At 42.4% G+C, this 18,716-nt stretch carries 17 protein-coding genes and 1 other annotated feature; of the genes, 11 read left to right on the forward strand and 6 right to left on the reverse strand.

Features of this window, described 5'->3' with window-relative positions:
* Nucleotides 1–69: 69 nt before the first annotated feature.
* Genes ccpA through motS form a run of 3 tightly spaced genes read left to right on the forward strand, consistent with a single transcriptional unit; the run spans nt 70 to nt 2,651 of the window.
* Nucleotides 70–1,065, forward strand: a complete 996-nt coding sequence (ccpA, locus tag F9802_RS12460) for a catabolite control protein A (protein WP_152152397.1) — start codon at nt 70–72, stop codon at nt 1,063–1,065.
* Nucleotides 1,066–1,125: 60 nt separating this feature from the next.
* Nucleotides 1,126–1,935, forward strand: coding sequence for a flagellar motor protein MotP (gene motP / locus F9802_RS12465; RefSeq protein WP_152152399.1), 810 nt, complete (start codon nt 1,126–1,128; stop codon nt 1,933–1,935).
* Complete coding sequence (gene motS / locus F9802_RS12470; protein WP_152152401.1) at nt 1,932–2,651, forward strand: flagellar motor protein MotS; 720 nt, start codon at nt 1,932–1,934, stop codon at nt 2,649–2,651. The genes motP and motS overlap by 4 nt, the downstream gene beginning before the upstream one ends.
* A 197-nt stretch (nt 2,652–2,848) precedes the next feature.
* Here the strand turns inward: motS and F9802_RS12475 are convergent, their stop codons facing one another.
* From F9802_RS12475 to F9802_RS12485, 3 genes are read right to left on the reverse strand one after another with little or no spacing between them, the layout of a single operon-like run.
* Nucleotides 2,849–4,009, reverse strand: coding sequence for an acetoin utilization protein AcuC (locus tag F9802_RS12475; RefSeq protein ID WP_152152403.1), 1,161 nt, complete (start codon nt 4,007–4,009; stop codon nt 2,849–2,851).
* Complete coding sequence (locus tag F9802_RS12480) at nt 4,006–4,653, reverse strand: acetoin utilization AcuB family protein (RefSeq protein ID WP_152152405.1); 648 nt, start codon at nt 4,651–4,653, stop codon at nt 4,006–4,008. The genes F9802_RS12475 and F9802_RS12480 overlap by 4 nt, the downstream gene beginning before the upstream one ends.
* 17 nt (nt 4,654–4,670) lie before the next feature.
* Nucleotides 4,671–5,303 carry a GNAT family N-acetyltransferase gene (locus F9802_RS12485; protein ID WP_152152407.1) on the reverse strand — a complete coding sequence of 211 codons (633 nt, stop codon included), beginning with the start codon at nt 5,301–5,303 and terminating at the stop codon, nt 4,671–4,673.
* A 191-nt stretch (nt 5,304–5,494) separates the two neighbouring features.
* On the opposite strand from F9802_RS12485, the gene acsA reads away from it, so the two are divergent.
* The 8 genes from acsA to tyrS all read left to right on the forward strand — a co-directional run bounded on the left by acsA (nt 5,495) and on the right by tyrS (nt 16,174).
* Nucleotides 5,495–7,213 carry an acetate--CoA ligase gene (gene acsA / locus F9802_RS12490; protein WP_152152409.1) on the forward strand — a complete coding sequence of 573 codons (1,719 nt, stop codon included), beginning with the start codon at nt 5,495–5,497 and terminating at the stop codon, nt 7,211–7,213.
* Between the two features lie 447 nt (nt 7,214–7,660).
* Nucleotides 7,661–9,262: an ATP-binding protein gene (locus F9802_RS12495; RefSeq protein ID WP_152152411.1), complete on the forward strand. Its 1,602-nt coding sequence runs from the start codon at nt 7,661–7,663 to the stop codon at nt 9,260–9,262.
* An 18-nt stretch (nt 9,263–9,280) separates the two neighbouring features.
* Nucleotides 9,281–9,958: a response regulator gene (locus tag F9802_RS12500; RefSeq protein ID WP_152152413.1), complete on the forward strand. Its 678-nt coding sequence runs from the start codon at nt 9,281–9,283 to the stop codon at nt 9,956–9,958.
* Between the two features lie 35 nt (nt 9,959–9,993).
* Nucleotides 9,994–10,962: a tripartite tricarboxylate transporter substrate binding protein gene (locus F9802_RS12505; protein ID WP_152152414.1), complete on the forward strand. Its 969-nt coding sequence runs from the start codon at nt 9,994–9,996 to the stop codon at nt 10,960–10,962.
* A gap of 184 nt (nt 10,963–11,146) precedes the next feature.
* Nucleotides 11,147–11,305, forward strand: coding sequence for a hypothetical protein (locus tag F9802_RS19700; RefSeq protein ID WP_191991930.1), 159 nt, complete (start codon nt 11,147–11,149; stop codon nt 11,303–11,305).
* A 285-nt stretch (nt 11,306–11,590) separates the two neighbouring features.
* Nucleotides 11,591–12,715 carry an AbrB family transcriptional regulator gene (locus tag F9802_RS12510; RefSeq protein WP_152152416.1) on the forward strand — a complete coding sequence of 375 codons (1,125 nt, stop codon included), beginning with the start codon at nt 11,591–11,593 and terminating at the stop codon, nt 12,713–12,715.
* 231 nt (nt 12,716–12,946) lie between these two features.
* Nucleotides 12,947–14,254, forward strand: a complete 1,308-nt coding sequence (locus F9802_RS12515) for a CitMHS family transporter (RefSeq protein WP_152152418.1) — start codon at nt 12,947–12,949, stop codon at nt 14,252–14,254.
* 74 nt (nt 14,255–14,328) lie between these two features.
* Nucleotides 14,329–14,542: a binding site (T-box leader), on the forward strand.
* Between the two features lie 369 nt (nt 14,543–14,911).
* Nucleotides 14,912–16,174, forward strand: a complete 1,263-nt coding sequence (tyrS, locus tag F9802_RS12520; RefSeq protein ID WP_152152420.1) for a tyrosine--tRNA ligase — start codon at nt 14,912–14,914, stop codon at nt 16,172–16,174.
* A gap of 357 nt (nt 16,175–16,531) precedes the next feature.
* On the opposite strand, the gene rpsD is transcribed toward tyrS, so the two are convergent.
* The 3 genes from rpsD to hisJ form a co-directional block, all read right to left on the reverse strand.
* A complete protein-coding gene (rpsD, locus tag F9802_RS12525) occupies nt 16,532–17,134 on the reverse strand; it encodes a 30S ribosomal protein S4 (RefSeq protein WP_152152422.1) in 603 nt (200 codons plus the stop codon).
* A gap of 244 nt (nt 17,135–17,378) precedes the next feature.
* A complete protein-coding gene (locus F9802_RS12530) occupies nt 17,379–17,858 on the reverse strand; it encodes a GAF domain-containing protein (protein ID WP_152152424.1) in 480 nt (159 codons plus the stop codon).
* Between the two features lie 31 nt (nt 17,859–17,889).
* Nucleotides 17,890–18,708, reverse strand: coding sequence for a histidinol-phosphatase HisJ (hisJ, locus tag F9802_RS12535; protein WP_152152426.1), 819 nt, complete (start codon nt 18,706–18,708; stop codon nt 17,890–17,892).
* Nucleotides 18,709–18,716 lie beyond the last annotated feature (8 nt).

Genomic DNA, 18,716 nt, shown 5'->3' on the forward strand with positions numbered 1-18,716 from the left:
CTGTGTATTCACAGGGGTTTTTTTTGTTAAGATAGAGATAGAAGCTAATATGAAGGAGAAGATAATAAAATGAATATAACGATCTACGATGTGGCGAGAGAAGCGAGTGTCTCGATGGCAACCGTTTCCCGGGTAGTAAACGGCAACCCAAACGTGAAACCAGCTACACGAAAAAAAGTACTTGAAGTGATTGAGCGGCTCGGCTACCGTCCGAATGCCGTCGCCCGCGGACTCGCCAGCAAAAAAACGACGACAGTCGGTGTGATTATCCCTGATATTTCAAATATTTTTTATGCGGAGCTGGCGCGAGGCATTGAAGACATTGCGACGATGTATAAATACAATATTATTTTAAGCAATTCTGACCAAAATGCAGACAAAGAACTCCATTTGATCCACACGATGCTCGGCAAACAAGTAGACGGACTTGTGTTCATGGGCGGACAAATTACGAAAGAACATGTGGAAGAATTTGAACGCTCGCCTGTTCCAGTTGTACTCGCAGGCTCTGTAGAATCAACCGGCCGGATCCCATCGGTCAACATTGAATACCGGGAAGCAGCCATTGACGCTGTCAGCATGTTAGCGGAAAAAGGCCATAAAAATATTGCTTTTGTCGCCAGCCCGCTTCACGATACGATCAACCAATACGTGTTAAATGGGTACAGGGATGCACTTGTTTCTGCTGGTTTATCGACAGCAGATGAACTTGTAGTGGAAGGCGATTATACGTATGACTCCGGCATAGAAGCGTGGCATAAGCTTCAGGAAGCATCGGTCAAACCAACCGCTGTTTTTGTCAACAATGATGAAATGGCTCTTGGTGTCATTCACGGTGCCCAAGACAGCGGTGTGAAGATTCCTGAAGAACTCGAAGTTATCAGCTTTGACAGCTCAAGACTTGCCTTAATGGTTCGCCCACAGCTGACGTCTGTCGTTCAGCCGCTATATGACATTGGAGCGGTCGCAATGAGACTGTTAACGAAATACATGAATAAAGAAGAAGTTGAAAGCCCGATTGTCGTACTGCCCCACCGAATCGAAAAAAGAGGGTCAACAAAGTAAGTTTTCCTCCGATAGTAAAAGTATACTTAAGTTTTTTCGATAGAGAATAGGGGAGGAAAGATGAAAAAGTTTGATGCACTGACGCCAATTGGAATTCTCATTGGATTTGTGCTGCTGATGCTTGCAATTTTAACGAGCGGCGGCACAGAAGGCTTCTCTTCATTTGTCCATTTGCCGTCAATCTTAATCGTTTTGGGCGGACTGACAGCCGGCTTGCTGATCAATTTTCCGCTGAGTGATGTCAAGCAGTTATTTACAGTTGCGAGCCAAGCTTTCCGTGAAGAAGAGAATGATTTGGAAGCGCTCATCCAACGATTCGCAACGTTGTCAGAAAAAGCCCGCCGTGAAGGGTTGCTTACACTCGAAACCGAATTGAAGGATGGAGAAGATGAGTTTTTAAAAAAAGGCATGCTGCTGGCGGTCGACGGTCTTGAACAAGACATGATCGTAGACATTTTAAATGCTGAGATCATTGCTTTAGAAGAGCGGCACCGCAAAAAAAGAAGCATGCTGGAAAAAGCAGGGGAATATGCACCGGCTTGGGGAATGATCGGTACACTGATTGGCCTCGTACTCATGCTGAAAAGCTTGGATGACCCAGCTTCACTCGGGCCTAATATGGCAGTAGCACTTTTGACAACCTTTTATGGGGCACTGCTTGCGAACCTCGTCTTTTTGCCACTGGCTGCCAAGCTGGAATTAAAAACAGAAAAAGAAGTGTTTTTCCGTGAAATCATTATTGAAGGAGTTGTCGGGGTACAGTCGGGACAAAACCCTAAAATCCTTCAGGAAAAGCTGCAGGCATTTTTAGCTAAAGACAAAAGGAAAATAAAAGAAGTCATAGCAGCAAGTGAGGCGGCAAGGGCATGATTAGCCGGCGCCGCCCCTCCCGCAAGCCGAAACAAAAGGGGTCTCCTAAATGGATGGTGACGTTTGCCGATCTTGTGACGCTCGTATTAGTTTTTTTTATTTTACTTTTTTCTATGTCCCAAATCGATATGATCAAATTTAAAGCCATCGCGCAGGCATTCAAACAAGATGCCGTCTTTGAAAAAGATTCTTCTATCATCCCGGGGGAATATCCGGCGGAAGAAATGAATAAAGAAGAAGCGGATCTAAATGAACAATCACTTGATCAGCTTGCTGAAGAAGTGCAGAAGTATTTACAGAAGAATGAGCTGGAAGATACAGCGGCGGCGATCAGGAACGAACGCGGCGTTGTACTCGTGTTGCAGGAGCAGATCGTGTTTAGTACGGGGGATGCTGTCGTTTTACATGAAGCGTATCCATTTTTAGAAAAAGTCGGCAAATTGCTGGAAACGATGCCTAACTTAGTAAAGGTGGAGGGACATACGGACAACCGGCCGATTAAAAATTCGATTTATCCGTCTAACTGGGAACTATCCAGTGCGCGGGCAAGCAGCGTCATCCGTTTTTTTATTGAAAATGGCCGGCTGGCCCCCGAGCGGTTCATCGCTGTCGGATACGGAGATACGAGACCGCTTGCTCCGAACATAAGTAAAGACAATATGCAAAAAAATCGCCGAGTAGAAATCATTATTTCTGACCCGGCTTATAAAGAATAAAGAAAAGCGGAAGCGCCTTGATCAGCCCCGACAAGCAAATGTTCTTTCACCAAAGAAGTCCGCTTTTTGACTTCCTTGGTGAAAGGTTATTTGACCTCGAGGGGCTAGGCGCTGGAGCTAGACAACAAAACTAAGTATAAAAAACTTATACTTTTTTATTCATTAAAGAAAAGCTGCCGATGATTCGGCAGCCTTTTTCATTTTTTTTGCTGGCGAAGTGAGTACAATGCTTTTTCCAGCGTCAACCGGTTTTTCTCTTCGATTTCTAGTTTCCGCGGAATAGCGGGATAGACCCCTGTCGGATCTTCCCACTCGGCCGGCAGCTGTGCCGGTGACTTAGGCTGCCAACGGTTCAGCCACTCAGCCGGCAGTGGGCCTGACACGCCCGTTTGACCGGTCATTGCGAGCCAGATAAGTGACCAAGCCCGCGGCACGACCCTCCATATATCATAGCCGCCTCCGCCGACAGCAATCCAGCGCCCATCACAATACTTATGGGCAACTTGATGAGCAATTTCCGGAATGCGCCGGTAAATATTCATTGTTGCTGATAAATGAGTAAGTGGATCGTAAAAGTGGGCATCCGCTCCGTTTTGAGTCAAAATAACATCGGGCTTGAAGAAATCGGCGACTTCCCAAATAGCAGTTTCATAGGTTTCAAGCCATGAATCATCTTCTGTAAACGCATCTAAAGGAAAGTTAAAAGAAAAACCGTATCCTTTCCCTTGGCCTCGTTCATTGATGTTTCCTGTACCGGGAAAAAGATAGCGTCCTGTTTCGTGGATGGAAAACGTGCACACACCCGGATCATCATAAAACGACCATTGCACACCGTCTCCATGATGTGCATCTGTGTCAATGTACAGCACTCGTGCGTTATACTTTTCCTGCACGTATTTAATGGCGACCGAGCTATCGTTATAAATGCAAAAGCCCGATGCTTTGCCGCGAAAGCCGTGATGAAGGCCGCCGCCTAAATGGAGGGCATGCGCTGCTTTTTCCTGCATCACCCAGTCAGCGGCTGTCAATGTGCCGCCGACGAGAAGAGCGCTGGCCTCGTGCATGCCTTTGAAAATAGGCGTATCTTCTGTTCCGAGGCCGTACCCTTCCGCTGTATCCGCAGACAATTCGCCATTTCCAGCTTTTTGAACGGCTTCTATGTAGGTCGCATCATGAATAAGCTGCAATTCTTTTTTTGAAGCTTCCCGGGGAGGGACAATGTCGCTGTCTTGCAATCCGTTGATTTTTTTTAAAAGATCGATCGTTAACGTGAGCCGGAATTGGTTAAAAGGGTGATGTTCAGAAAACTTATAAGAAAGCAGCTGGTCCGAATAAACGAATACTGCCTCTTTTTTCATGAGGACATGCCTGGCATGTTCGGCCACAGCACAATATGCCCTTCCTTTTTTAAGTCGTCAATCACCCCGATAGGGTTCATAATCCGCACTCGAAACACAACAATTTTCGAATTGTCATCTTCTTTATCCGGATACACAAAGACGCTGTGGATATTCGCGCGCCGCTTATTCAAAATGCTGACCACTTCAAACAATTCCCCCGGTTTGTTCGGCATTTTAATTTCAATGCGAGAGCCTGGCTGGTTAGCCCCAGTGAGTTCAACGAACGTATGAAGCACATCTGTTTCCGTGACAATGCCGACAATTTCTCCGCCTTGAACGACCGGCATGCAGCCGATGTCATGCTCATAAAAAGTAGCAGCAATATCTTCCACAAAGTCGAGCGGATGGCCAGTAACTACATCCCTCTCCATGATCATGGAGAGGGGTTTACCCAGTTCCTCGTCGCTCAAATCTTTTTGTAAAATGGACGGCGTGGAATCTTTTACGTCGCGGTCTGTGACAATGCCGACAAGTGTGCCTTCTTGATCAACGATCGGCACGTGGCGAATTTTTTTGTCTCTAAATAATTGCAAAGCTGTACCGATTTTGTCATCCGGAGACAGCGTATGTACTTTACGCTGCATAATTTCTTCCACTATCATTTGTTCGTCCCCCTTTGTTAATACATAAAGCGATTCATGAAACGGATTTGATCAAAACGCTGAATCGATTCTTGATCAACGTTTTTTCCGATGCGCACCATAAGGCAGTTCGCCGGATGTGAGCTGATTTCCGGATCATCCGTTGCAAACCAGACAAGTCCGCCGGCGTTCATCATTTTCTCCATGACTTTTCGGTATTCCCATACATTCAGCCCAGTCCCCTTTAAATCCCAGTGCCAATAGTATTCCGTCGTAATAATAATATAGTTTTCCATAAATTCATCGAGCATGGACAGCTTAATCATATTTTTGCCGAGATGAGCGCCGCGGTAAGCGGGCGCGACTTCAACGGCCCCGAGTTCAATCAAATTATCAAGCTTCGCTTCCGACCATCTTTCCAGCGGATCAGGATAAAGATACGTCACATAGCCGACAACAACATCGCCGCTGCGGGCAATAATAATACGACCATCGGGAAGACCAGCGATTTCGACGATCGCTTTGTGCTGCTGTTCCGGCGGACGGAAAGCCACCAGTCCTTCATGAAATGTCATGGCAGCCAATGTCTCTGAAGGAATCGGCCCTTCAATAATGACTGCTCCTTCTGGAGTGTCCACTTCCTGCGAATGATATTTTTTAATATGTTCCATTAATTCACCGCCTTCATTCCATATATGTATTATACCTAATTTGGCATTCAACGAAGCGTTTTCACTAAATTTTCAGATATGGAATGGGACAAGAAATTGATCACACAAAATAGATTGTTTCAAAAATTGAGAAAAATATAAAATTATTATATAATAAAAATTGTATTCTTACATAAGGGGGATTCGGTCATATGAAATTGGAAACGCTGACAGTAAAAGAGGGGAAGTATAATTTAAAAAACTATGAGGAATTATATGCCTCATTTGATTGGAAAGAAGCTGAAAAACATTTTTCTTGGGCTGAAACTGGCCAGGTGAATATGGCCTATGAGGCAATTGACCGGCATGCGGAGTCCAGCCGCAAACAAAAAGTCGCACTCTATTACAGAGATGCGGACAGAGATGAAAAATATACATTTGAAGAAATGAAAGAAAATACGAATAAGGCAGCTAACGTGCTGAAAACATTTGCAGGCGTGGAAAAAGGGGATCGCGTTTTCGTGTTTATGCCGCGCTCGCCGGAATTGTATTTCGCTGTACTCGGAACGATTAAAGCAGGAGCGATTGTTGGCCCGCTTTTTGAAGCATTTATGGAAGGCGCTGTTCGCGACCGCCTGGAAGACAGCGGCGCTAAAGTGCTTGTTACTACGCCTGAATTGCTCAGCCGCGTGCCTGTCGATGAACTGCCTGATTTAAAAACGATTTTCCTCGTGGGCGACAACGTGCCGGCAGGAGAAAAATACGTGGATTTCAACGCAAAAATGAAAGATGCGGATGCTTCTTTTGACATTGAATGGATGAACCTTGATGATGGCATGATTCTTCATTACACATCCGGCTCTACTGGCAAACCGAAAGGCGTTCTGCACGTACACCGGGCGATGATCCAGCAATACGAGACCGCCAAATGGGTGCTCGACTTGCAGGAAGACGACATTTACTGGTGCACAGCCGATCCGGGCTGGATTACGGGCACATCGTACGGCATCTTCGGCCCATGGCTGACAGGTACGACGAATGTCATCGTCGGCGGCCGTTTCAAGCCGGAAAATTGGTATCAAACGATTGAAGATTACAAGATTACTGTCTGGTACAGTGCACCGACTGCTTTCCGTATGTTGGCGGGTGCCGGAGATGAAATTGTGAAGAAATTTGATTTAAGCTCTCTTCGTCACATTGTAAGTGTCGGGGAGCCGCTCAATCCGGAAGTTATCCGGTGGGGCGCGAAAGTATTTGACCGCCGCATTCATGATACGTGGTGGATGACTGAGACAGGGGCGCTTGTCATTTGTAACTATCCGGCGATGGATATTCGACCGGGTTCCATGGGTAAACCGGTTCCAGGAGTGAAAGCGGCGATTGTGGATGATCAAGGAAATGAATTGCCGCCAAACCGAATGGGCAACCTCGCCATTAAAAAAGGCTGGCCGGCAATGATGGCCGCTGTTTGGAACAACCCGGAAAAATATGAATCTTACTTTATGCCGGGTGACTGGTATGTGTCCGGAGATTCTGCTTATATGGATGAAGATGGATATTTCTGGTTCCAAGGCCGTGTCGATGACGTGATCATGACAGCAGGTGAGCGAGTAGGTCCATTTGAAGTCGAAAGCAAACTTGTGGAGCACCCGGCTATTACAGAAGCGGGTGTTATCGGCAAACCGGATCCGGTCCGCGGGGAAATTATTAAAGCATTCATCGCGCTTCGCGAAGGATATGAAGCGACAGATGAATTAAAAGAAGAAATCCGCCAGTTCGTGAAAAATGGCCTTGCCGCCCATGCTGCACCGCGCGAAATTGAATTCCGCGACAAGCTGCCAAAAACACGCAGCGGAAAAATTATGCGCCGCGTCTTAAAAGCGTGGGAGCTTGATCTTCCAACTGGCGATTTGTCCACGATGGAAGACTAATGAAGTGATATGCCCTTGAGAAAAGAAAGACTTTTCTCAAGGGTTTTTTAATATAGGCTGTTTTCTAAAAGATTATTGTTTTTGTAGTATATTCTTATGGAAAAAAGTGTAGCAAAAGGGTTGATTGGAGCGGAAGGTGTGAGACTCCTGCGGGATTAGCGGGACAGGTGAGACCCCGCAGGAGCAAGGTGACGAGGAGGCTCACCGCCCGCCCCGCGGAAAGCGAGCATCGTGGAGCGGAAATCAACCAACCCCTTTCCAATAGCAACAAAGTTTACGAAAATAGCTTTAATATAAGAAAGTATAAAATTTCACTCTGCCACAGATCTTGATACTGTGGTATTTTTTTATACTCTAAGAAGATTAGAGGAAAGGTGTACTCTATAAATTAATATATGGAAATGCTATGATCAAAGGGAAAGTTACTTTTAAAAAGGGTTAAAAACAATGAACAAATTAAAAAAGATCCCATTACAAACAAAAATATTAGGACTAATTAGTACGTTAATTCTTTTAATCATTATTCTTCTTGCAAGCATATTTGCTTACTTACAATCTGTTGACACAAGGAACCAAGTGAAACAATTAGCTTTGCAGTCAGCTAAGACGATTTCTCTCATGCCCGAGCTTAGGGAGGCAATTGAAAAAAAAGATTTAGAAGCCCATTTTCGGCCAATTGCTGAGCAAGTAAAAGATCAGGTGAATGCGGCAAATATTATCATCGAAAATCGTGAGGAGATCATTTATTCGCACGCAAATCCAAGCCAAATTGGTAAGAAGAATGTAGACCACACAAATTATCATGCGTTAATTTTTGGCGGATCTAATAACTTTGAAGCAGAACGAGAGCAGGGCTCAGTTTTAATTGGGAAGGTTCCTATTATTGCAGACTATGGAGAGTATACTCGAGTGATTGGCACGGTATCTGTTGAATTTTTGGAAAGAGACATTTATCAAAATATATATAGTAGAATTAAAACTATTGTTATTGCATCATTGATTGTTTTGCTTTTAGGAATCATTGGTGGTATTTTTCTAACAAAAAGTATTAGAAAAGATACAATGGGGCTGGAACCACATGAAATTTCTTCATTATATAGGGAAAGAAGTGCCATTCTTTTATCAGTCAAAGAAGGAATTATAGCTATTGATCAAAATGGCTTATTAACTTTAATCAACCATTCCGCAAAGTCCATGTTGAATCTTAAGGATGAAGACTTTATAGGTCAGCACGTCAATCATGTTCTGCAAAATATAAAAATAGATGATGTGTTACAGACAGGAAAAACGATTCATAATGTCGAGGTCTTGATTAACGAAAAGGTGTTTATCTTTAATTTAATCCCCATCATTGAAAATGAACATGTTGTAGGTGTCGTTTCTAGTTTCCGGGATAAAACAGAATTAAAAAAGCTTATTGATACAATATCGGAGGTTCGTGATTATTCAGAGGGGCTTCGTGCGCAAACACATGAGTACGCCAATAAATTATATTTGTTATCAGGATTATTACAATTAGAACGATATGAGGATGCATTTGAATTTATCCAAAAAGAGTCTGCCATTCATCAGCATCGAAACCGGATATTATTTAATCAAATTCATGATGCAAATGTTCAAGCTATTTTATTAGGGAAACTTGGAAAGGCATCAGAAAAGAAAATTATCCTTGAAATTGATGCCGATAGTTATGCAGATCCCTTACCAAGTCATATAGAGGTAACAGATATTATTACAATTATCGGAAATCTTATCGATAATGCGTTTGATGCAGTCGCACATCAGAAAGAGAAAAAAGTGACTTTTTCAATTACGGGAATTGGAAACGATATCATTATAGAAGTAACAGATAACGGAAAAGGAATTTCTGAGGACGTGTTACATTCTTTGTTTTCTTTAGGATCCTCCTCTAAGGGGAAAAATAGAGGGTATGGCCTATTCAATGTTAAACGCATTGTAGAATCATTAGGCGGAACAATTGAAGTGAATAATGAAAAAAATGGAGGGGCCATTTTTACAGTATACCTTCCAAAAAAGGTGTTGGAATAGCGTAAGGAGAGGAACAAAATGATTAAGGTTGTAATAGCAGAGGACGATTTTCGAATTGCCCAAGTACAAGAACAGTTTTTACAAAAGCTGACGGGTGTAAAACTCGTTGGGAAGGCTCTAAATGCGAAAGAAACAATGCAAATTCTAGGTGAATGTGAAGTTGATTTGCTTTTACTAGATATCTATATGCCTGATGAACTTGGTACAGATTTATTATCAAAAATTAGAGAGAATTATCCAACGGTTGATATTATTATGGTGACTGCTGCAACGGAAAGAACGATGCTAGAAACAGCTATTAGGTATGGGGTATGTAACTATTTATTGAAGCCAGTAACAATGGAGAAATTTGTTGAAACAATTGAAGATTATAAAAAGAAGAAAAAATTACTCAGTAATAGTGAAGAGGTGGATCAGACATTGATTGATCGATATTTTGGCATCTCTAATCAATCAACAATAAGTCAAAAAGATCTCCCTACAGGTATTGACCGCCACACTTTAAAGAAAGTGAAAAAAGTGATGGAAGAACTTAGAGGCGGCATTTCCATCGAGGAAATGGGTGAAAAGATAGGAGCATCCAGAACAACGGCAAGAAGGTATTTAGAGTATCTCGTTTCGATAAATATCTGTACGGCAAAACACGAATATGGAATTGTAGGAAGGCCTGAGAGGAAGTATTACTGTATAGAATAACAAGGAAGATTCAATAAGTGAACGGGGTACGAACAATGGGAAAAAAAATGATTGTCGTTTTCACACTTTTTGTCATGCTTTTCGCCGGATGTTCACTAAAAGAGAAACAGGAAGCGATTACGGATGAAGTAACGATTATTGCTCCAAGCTCTACTGGTGGAGGATGGGACATAACAGCCCGAGCGATACAAGACATTTTAATGAGTGAAAACTTAATTGATGAGGATATTCGTGTACTTAATAAAATTGGAGCTGGCGGAGAGTTAGGCTGGAAATATACACAACAGCAAAAAGATCATGTATTAGCTATGAATTCAAGCCTGCTCATTACCAACCACTTATTAGGCCAAAGTAAGATCACTTATAAAGATTTTACACCAATCGCCACTTTGGCTACAGAATGGGAGGTTGTGATTGTTTCGAAAGATTCAAGCATAAGCAGTGCAAAAAGCTTAATGGAAAATCTGAAAGAAACACCTCATGCTTATAAAATCGGTGTTTCCCCAAGATTAGGGAATGACGATCAGCTCTCTTTCGTATTAGCGGGCAAACAAGCTGGAGTGCAACCTGAAGAACTTGACTTTTTTGTATATGAAAATAGCGGCCAAGTAGTTGATGCATTATTGAAAAAGCAAATAGATGTTGCGACAATGACTTTATCAGAGGCTAAAAAATATTATGATTTAAATCAAGTAAAACTGCTCGTGATCTCATCTGATGAAAGATTAAAAGAACTTCCTGAAATCCCGACATGGTCAGAAGAAGGAATTGAGTTAGTCTTTGAACATTGGCGCGGTATTATGGGACCGCCTAATATGACGAAAGATGAAATTCAATTTTGGGACAGGACGATTGAAAAAATGGTGAGAACAAAAAAATGGGAACAAACGCTGCAGAAGTATATGTGGAAAGATTTTTATAAGAACAGCAATGAAACTTCTAAATTTCTTGAAGAGCAGAGCAAGATGTATGAGACATTAATGAGGGCTTACAGAGAAGACTAGTAACTCTTGAACAAAATAAACAAAATAATTTAAATGGATTTAATAAAATAATTTTTCTTATTATTTACTTCCTATTATGATGGTTATATGATATTGGCAAAAGTATACGACAGCTACTTTAGACCGCATCTAGATACTTCTTCTACAACGTTACTTTTTAATATACTATTGGGGGAACGAATAAATGTGGGTAATAACTGTTTATACGGGTGAAGGCAGTATTAAAATGTTTGAATTTGAGGATGAAAAAGAGGCAAAAGAATCCATTCAAAAGATAAAAGGCAGTAAAATTCTCTCGCATGTTGTCTATTTTAACGATCATTTTGTAGAAGCTGTTATTTAATAGGAATGATATTATTACGAGGTTGGCTCAAGAGTAGATGTGTTAACAGCTCCGCCATTTCATACAAGATGGTCAGGAGTTATGACACGATCCGAGTCAGCCTCGTTTTGTTCGTAATAAAGAAAGTATAACTTTTTTACTTAGACTAGTGTCTAGCTCCAGCGCCTAGCCCCTCGAGGTCACAAACCAATCCTCTATGAAAGGAAAGATCACCTTTCAGAGAGGCTTGTCTTGTGCTTGTCGGGGCTGACCAAGGCGCTTGCGCTTTTCTTATAGGGGGGCAACATGACTTTTTCATCGATCACCAAGTTGATTAGTAGAAGAAAAAAAAGACAACTTCAATTTATAGAAACTTTACTATGTGGAATAGCAGGTGGTATTTTATTCACGCTGCTGCATTTACCGCTGTTATGGATGTTAGGACCATTAACGGCTGTTTTGATTTGGAAACTTATATCCAAACGAAATTTATATTGGCCAGTTAGTTTCAAAAATGGGGGGCAGATGTTATTAGGCTATAGTATGGGTTTATCGTTTACGATTGATAGTGCGAGACAGATTGCCAATCAATTGCCATCAATGGCTATTGTTACTGTTCTAATGGTAGTTTTTGGACTGGCCATTGCGTATTTTGTTTCAAGGTTAACTGGTATTAATATACCAAGTGCTGTAATGGGGACGACACCAGGTGGTTTATCGCAAATGGTTGTGTTGAGCGAAGAGATCAAGGGAGCAGATTCAACAATTGTTACATTCATGCAAACAATTAGAATGTTGACCGTTATTTTCGTTGTACCAACATTATCGATTCATGCATTTTCAAGTGGCGGAACACAAAACAGTGCCCCTGCAATCGATACAGTAACACAAGTTGAATACGGCAGCTTTTTTCAGTTTATTACGGTCCTTGCGATTGTTTTATTCATCACTACATGTGCGGTTCGCTTCAAATGTCCAACCCCATGGATTATAGGGCCCCTGCTCTCATCAGCTATTTTAACTGTAAGTGGCTTTGAAACACCTCAACTGCCTCCTATCCTTATCGTTATTGCACAACTTTGCTTAGGTATTTATTTAGGCCTTGGAATAAAAATAAATATGTTAAGAAATTGGAGAAAGCTGCTGCCGTTTTCACTCATTTCCGGATTATTGATTGTCGGGTTTGCTCTCGTTTTATCTTATGTCTTACATATAGTGTACCCGGTTACAATGACAACTGCATTTTTATGTATAGCTCCAGGCGGTTTACCAGAAATGGGTGTTACGGCTCATACGGTTCATGCAGACGTATCAATGGTTGCTGCTTATCAGTTGTTTCGTGTTTTTTTCATATTGTTCATCGTGCCGATTTTTTTAAGATATATATTTGGTAGACAGGATGTTCTTGAAAGATCGGTAAAATCATTATAAATGATTAGAAAAACGCTTGGATTTTTCCAAGCGTTTTTCAATGCGGATTCATCCATTGTCACCTGGTGAACAAAATGAACAAAATGGCTATTAGGAATTTAATAAACGATATTTTGTAAACGTTTACAGAGAAGGGTTGTTATTTTATATTAATACATAATATTCGAAATGTTAAATTGTTTTTCACGTGTAATAAATGACTTCAGTGAAGAGGCATAAGGGAGGAATAGTATGTTAGCATTTTTAGGTTTTTCAATGATTGTCGTATTTATGTTTTTAATAATTACAAAGCGAATGTCCGCGTTAGTTTCATTAATTGTGATACCCATCTTATTCGCGTTAATAGGAGGATTTGGACCCGGCATCGGTGAAATGATGCTAGAAGGTGTTAAGCAAGTTGCACCGACTGGTGTCATGTTAATGTTTGCTATACTTTATTTTGGGATAATGATTGATGCAGGCTTATTTGATCCGCTTGTTTCAAAAATTTTAGGGATTGTTAAGGGAGATCCGTTAAAGATTGTTCTAGGTACAGCTATCCTTTCGATGCTTGTAGCACTTGATGGGGATGGAACGACAACTTATATGATTACGGTATCAGCAATGCTTCCGCTTTATAAGCGTATTGGAATGAATCCGCTCATATTAACATGTGTTGCGATGCTTTCATTTGGTGTGATGAACATGACTCCTTGGGGGGGACCGACAGCGAGAGCAGTAGCGGCACTGCAACTTGATGTAGCAGATGTGTTTACACCTCTTATCCCTGTTATGGCGGCTGGGATCTTATGGAACTTATTTACGGCGTTTGTTCTTGGGAAAAAAGAGCGCAAAAGATTAGGAGTTGCCAAGATTCAATATTCAACGGAAGAGATGCTTGCTTTAAGTCAACAAAGTGCAGCTTTAGCAGTAGAAGACTATAAGCGTCCAAAACTGTTATGGGTGAATCTCGCTTTAACCATTACACTGCTTATTTGTTTGATTACTTCTGTATTACCGTTATCTACTTTATTCATGATCGCCTTCGTTATTGCACTTATGATTAACTATCCAAATTTAGATGATCAGAAAGAAAGAATATCCAGCCATGCAGGAAATGTACTTGCAGTTGTTGGGTTAGTTTTTGCTTCCGGTGTTTTTACAGGAATTTTATCTGGAACTGAAATGGTTGATGCGATGGCCAACAGCTTAGTTGCAGTAATTCCAGAATCTTTAGGTTCGTACTTTGCCGTCATTACAGCTGTAACAAGTATTCCGTTTACTTATTTCATGGCAAATGATCCTTACTATTTTGGAGTACTGCCGATTTTGGCACAAACTGCGGCATCTTATGGTGTCGATCCAGTAGAGATTGCCCGCGCTTCTATACTAGGTCAGCCAGTGCATGCGATGAGCCCGCTAATGGCTTCCGCCTATTTACTTGTTGGTATGGCTGGTGTGGAATTTGGAGACCACCAAAAGTTTATTTTTAAGTGGGCATTAGGATCAAGTTTTGTCATGATTATAGCAGCGATTATCATGGGAGTTATTACTTTCTAATTTTTAATAAATTGAATAGATGAATTTGACATTTCTGTGCCCGCCTGCTTATAATGTGACTTATACATTTATATATTTAGGCGTTGAAAGGATTCAGTAGTTCGCTATCCCTGTTTCTAGAGAGCCGGTGGTTGGTGGGAACCGGTAACATATAGTTGAATGAATTACCTCCTGGAGCTTTTGTTGTGAACGATTGAGTAGCAGCAAACGGGCAAACCGTTATTTCAATGAGTGGAGAAATTTTTTCTCAAGCTTGGGTGGTACCGCGCGAATTTATGCGTCCCTGCAATTGTTGCAGGGGCGTTTTTATTTTTTTAGGAAACTATAAAATAATCGTATGGTGGCTATCTTTGCTGATGGAGCGGGTCTGCGTCCAGCTCCAGCGCCTAGCCCCTCGAGGTCAAATAACCTTTCCTCAATGAAGTCAAAAAGCGGACTTCTTTATAGAAAAGCGGAGCCGACTGCTCTGGGGCGACAAGCATATGACAGGCTGACGAAATGGCGTTTTTCAGCCATGCAGTCAGACTGGCATATGACCTCGAGCCCCAAGGAGGCGCAGCTAGACATCGAGGAAAGAACATTTTTGCCTAAGGCTGATCAAGGCGCTTGCGCATTTGTTTTGTGCATTAAATGAAGAAAAAGAGAGGAAGAAATCAGATGAATTTAATACAGGAATTACAGTGGCGGGGGATCGTCTACCAGCAGACGGATGAAGAAGGCATACAAGAACTTTTGGAAAAAGAGCAAGTATCACTTTACTGCGGAGTTGATCCGACAGCCGACAGCATGCATATTGGCCATTTGCTCCCCTTTTTAACGCTGCGCCGTTTTCAAAATAATGGACACCGTCCAATTGTCCTCGTCGGCGGGGCAACGGGGCTGATTGGTGACCCGAGCGGCAAGAAAGAAGAAAGACAGCTGCAGACGCTTGAAATGGTTCAGCACAACGTCGCCTGCATTAAAGGCCAGCTCGAGAAAATTTTTGATTTTGATGGAGAAAATGGTGCTAAGCTTGTGAATAACTATGATTGGGCCGGTTCGATGGATATCGTGACGTTCTTGCGTGATTTTGGCAAGCATATCGGCGTCAATTATATGCTGGCGAAAGATACGATCGCTTCCCGGCTTGATACAGGCATTTCGTTTACAGAATTTACGTACACGATTTTACAGGCGATGGATTTCCTTCATTTATATGAACACCATAACTGCAAAATGCAAATCGGCGGCAGCGACCAGTGGGGCAACATTACAACCGGCCTTGAACTAATCCGAAAAATGAAGCCGGAAGGAGAGAAGGCATACGGGTTAACGATTCCGCTCGTGACAAAAGCAGACGGCACGAAGTTCGGAAAAACGGAAAGCGGCGCTATTTGGCTCGATCCAGAAAAAACATCACCGTATGAATTTTACCAATTCTGGATTAACACAGCTGATGCGGACGTCGTTAAATACTTAAAGATTTTCACGTTCCTGACGCCAGAAGAAATCGAACGTCTAGAAGCGTCTGTCCAGGAAGAACCGCATCTTCGCAAAGCGCAAAAAGCACTCGGAGAAGAAATGACTCGCTTAATACATGGAAGCGGGGCGCTGGAACAGGCACAGAAAATTACGGCTGCTTTATTCAGCGGAGACGTGAAAAGTTTAGCTGCTTCAGAAATCGAGCAAGGCTTTAAAGATGTGCCATCATTTGAACAGACAAGCGGCGAAGAAACAGGCTTAGTCGACTTGCTCGTGGCAGCTGGCATTTCCTCATCTAAACGCCAGGCGCGTGAAGACATCCAAAACGGCGCCGTCTCCATTAATGGCGACAAAGTAACCGACACAGCTTATGTCCTAGCTGAAACAGACAAAATGGAAGGCAAATTCACGATCATCCGCCGTGGAAAGAAAAAATATTACTTAATTAAGTATAAATAAGCGGAAGTTCTGCCGCAGCGTTCAGTCGCTATGGGGGCGTGCACATTCTGGAAATGTTCGTGCATAAATAAGGCGTGAACGCGCAGAAGCTCGGGCAACTCGTGCACAATGCCCGGCGATTAGTGCATAAGTGTGCTTGGCCGTGCATATTTCTTCAATACTTGCGCAGAAAATCGTATTATCTGTGCATAAACGCCAATAACCCGTGCACAATGCAATAACAATTCATTCAAAAGGGGCTGCTCTAAAGACAGTTATTCACTGACTTTAGAGCAGCCCCTTTCTGACTGTGAACTAAAAAGAGGATGTTCCAAAAGCCAAGCTTTTGGAACATCCTCTTTGAATAGATGCCTCTTATTAACGAGAGTAGAACTCTACGATTAGGGCTTCGTTGATTTCAGCTGGAAGCTCAGAACGTTCTGGAAGGCGAGTAAATGTACCTTCTAGTTTTTCTGCATCGAACGTTAAGTAATCTGGTACGAAGTTGTTTACTTCGATCGCTTCTTTAATGATAACAAAGCTTCTTGATTTTTCGCGAACTGTGATTGTTTGACCAGGTTTTACTTGGTAAGATGGAATGTCTACGCGTTTTCCGTCTACAAGGATATGACCGTGGTTAACGAGTTGGCGAGCTTGGCGGCGAGTGCGAGCCAAACCAAGGCGGTAAACAAGGTTGTCCAGGCGAGCTTCAAGAAGGATCATGAAGTTTTCACCGAGAACGCCTTTTAATTTGCCGGCTTTCACGAATAAGTTTCTAAATTGGCGCTCAGTTACGCCGTACATGTGACGAAGCTTTTGCTTCTCTTGTAATTGAAGTCCGTATTCAGACAATTTTTTACGTTGGTTAGGACCGTGTTGTCCAGGTGCGTAAGGACGTTTTTCTAATTCTTTACCTGTACCGCTTAGAGAGATTCCAAGACGGCGGGAAATTTTCCAGCTTGGGCCAGTATAGCGAGCCATAATATAGCTCCTCCTTTAATGTTTTTATTTTGTTGTAAAATAAAAACCGGTGAGACAGCAATCAGGCCATTTTGTTTTCATGCACCATCGCCCCAGCAGCAGAGGGTTACGCGATGCACCATTTGCCAATTTGATAGCAAAGGAACAAAATGAGCACATAAAGGTGTTCACGTAGGCTGCGTTATTTTACACAAAGACTAGTATATAATTTACTAGCATCTCTGTCAAGATAAGATCTCTTTTCTTATAAAAATTCAATTAAAACGGCAACAAAAGCTTCGAGCATTTTTTCATCCGTTTCGTCAAAACGGTCTTTTTCCGGGCTGTCAATATCGAGAACGCCGATGATTTGTCCGTCTTTAAGCAAAGGGACAACAATTTCCGATTGGGAAGCGGCATCGCATGCAATATGACCTGGAAACGAATGAACGTCCGCAATGCGCTGCGTTTTTTGTTCGCTTGCTGCCGTGCCGCAAACGCCTCTTCCGAATGGGATGCGCACGCATGCCGGCAGCCCCTGAAATGGACCAAGAACAAGTTCATCTTCTTCGGTTAAGTAAAATCCGACCCAATTCACCCGGTCAAGAAATTGGTTTAATAGGGCAGAGGCATTGCTGAGATTGGCTATTTGGCTGCTTTCTCCTTCAAGCAAAGCACGCAGCTGCTTGATGACGAGTTCATAATTTTCTGTTTTAGTCCCTGTATACATAGCTGTTTGAAACATAAAGTATCGCTCCTTTTTCTAGAAGATGCATTTATGGTTGCGCCGGTAATTCGTGCGGAGAAAGAAGCATGTCTTTCCACCCCTGGCCAATATCTTTTGCCTGATGGGCGTCCGACCCATACACGAGCGGGATGCCCATTTCATTTGCTTGTTGAGCAACTTTTGGCGGCGGATATGATTCTTTACAGAGCGGTTTCCTTAAACCAGCTCCGTTGAAATCAATTTCATAGCCGTTGTTTTTTATCGCTTGAAGCAAGCTGTCTATTTCGCTGCTGAAATCCGCTTCACACGGAAATTGTTTTTGAAACTTGTGTACGAGCGTAATGTGGCCGATGCGCTTTGGTTTAAATGGGCCGAGGTCTGCTTTGATTGAGCGTTCCACCGTCTTAAAATACGCTTCATATACAGCCGCTGTTGACCCGAAAATCCCGGTCATTTCCCCGAATAAATCAGCGCTGTAATCGAGGCAGTACCAGCTGGAACTTTTCTTTAAAAAATGAACAGACAAAATGGAGTCATCGAGAAGTGAGCCGTATTCATTTAAAAAAGAAGCTGTTTCTTTTTCAAAGCCTTCAATAAAATCGACTTCAAGTCCAATATCAACTGTCAGATCGGCTGCGTATTCTTGTTTCACCCGCTGTAAAGAAGCGAAATAAGCGTCCAGCTTTTCGGGATTCATCCCGCTGTCCTGTGTAGGCGTGCTGTCTGTAAAGCCGGCAGGCAAAGGAGCGTGCTCAGTAAACGTCAGGCGGGAAAAGCCTTGGCGGATCGCTTCTTCAATATAACTGTCCAGCGTATCCTTCGTCCCATGAGGACAAAAAGGCGTATGAATGTGCCCATCTCTTTTCATAAAAATCC

Origin of the sequence: Bacillus aerolatus (assembly GCF_009183655.1) — a bacterium.
Classification (GTDB): domain Bacteria; phylum Bacillota; class Bacilli; order Bacillales; family Domibacillaceae; genus Pseudobacillus; species Pseudobacillus aerolatus.

Excerpts from the sequence above, each read along its gene's own strand:
- ccpA (WP_152152397.1), top strand. The coding sequence starts at position 70 with ATGAATATAACGATCTACGATGTGGCGAGAGAAGCGAGTGTCTCGATG.
- motP (WP_152152399.1), top strand. The coding sequence starts at position 1,126 with ATGAAAAAGTTTGATGCACTGACGCCAATTGGAATTCTCATTGGATTT.
- motS (WP_152152401.1), top strand. The coding sequence starts at position 1,932 with ATGATTAGCCGGCGCCGCCCCTCCCGCAAGCCGAAACAAAAGGGGTCT.
- F9802_RS12475 (WP_152152403.1), bottom strand. The coding sequence starts at position 4,009 with ATGAAAAAAGAGGCAGTATTCGTTTATTCGGACCAGCTGCTTTCTTAT.
- F9802_RS12480 (WP_152152405.1), bottom strand. The coding sequence starts at position 4,653 with ATGATAGTGGAAGAAATTATGCAGCGTAAAGTACATACGCTGTCTCCG.
- F9802_RS12485 (WP_152152407.1), bottom strand. The coding sequence starts at position 5,303 with ATGGAACATATTAAAAAATATCATTCGCAGGAAGTGGACACTCCAGAA.
- acsA (WP_152152409.1), top strand. The coding sequence starts at position 5,495 with ATGAAATTGGAAACGCTGACAGTAAAAGAGGGGAAGTATAATTTAAAA.
- F9802_RS12495 (WP_152152411.1), top strand. The coding sequence starts at position 7,661 with ATGAACAAATTAAAAAAGATCCCATTACAAACAAAAATATTAGGACTA.
- F9802_RS12500 (WP_152152413.1), top strand. The coding sequence starts at position 9,281 with ATGATTAAGGTTGTAATAGCAGAGGACGATTTTCGAATTGCCCAAGTA.
- F9802_RS12505 (WP_152152414.1), top strand. The coding sequence starts at position 9,994 with ATGGGAAAAAAAATGATTGTCGTTTTCACACTTTTTGTCATGCTTTTC.
- F9802_RS19700 (WP_191991930.1), top strand. The coding sequence starts at position 11,147 with ATGTGGGTAATAACTGTTTATACGGGTGAAGGCAGTATTAAAATGTTT.
- F9802_RS12510 (WP_152152416.1), top strand. The coding sequence starts at position 11,591 with ATGACTTTTTCATCGATCACCAAGTTGATTAGTAGAAGAAAAAAAAGA.
- F9802_RS12515 (WP_152152418.1), top strand. The coding sequence starts at position 12,947 with ATGTTAGCATTTTTAGGTTTTTCAATGATTGTCGTATTTATGTTTTTA.
- tyrS (WP_152152420.1), top strand. The coding sequence starts at position 14,912 with ATGAATTTAATACAGGAATTACAGTGGCGGGGGATCGTCTACCAGCAG.
- rpsD (WP_152152422.1), bottom strand. The coding sequence starts at position 17,134 with ATGGCTCGCTATACTGGCCCAAGCTGGAAAATTTCCCGCCGTCTTGGA.
- F9802_RS12530 (WP_152152424.1), bottom strand. The coding sequence starts at position 17,858 with ATGTTTCAAACAGCTATGTATACAGGGACTAAAACAGAAAATTATGAA.
- hisJ (WP_152152426.1), bottom strand. The coding sequence starts at position 18,708 with ATGAAAAGAGATGGGCACATTCATACGCCTTTTTGTCCTCATGGGACG.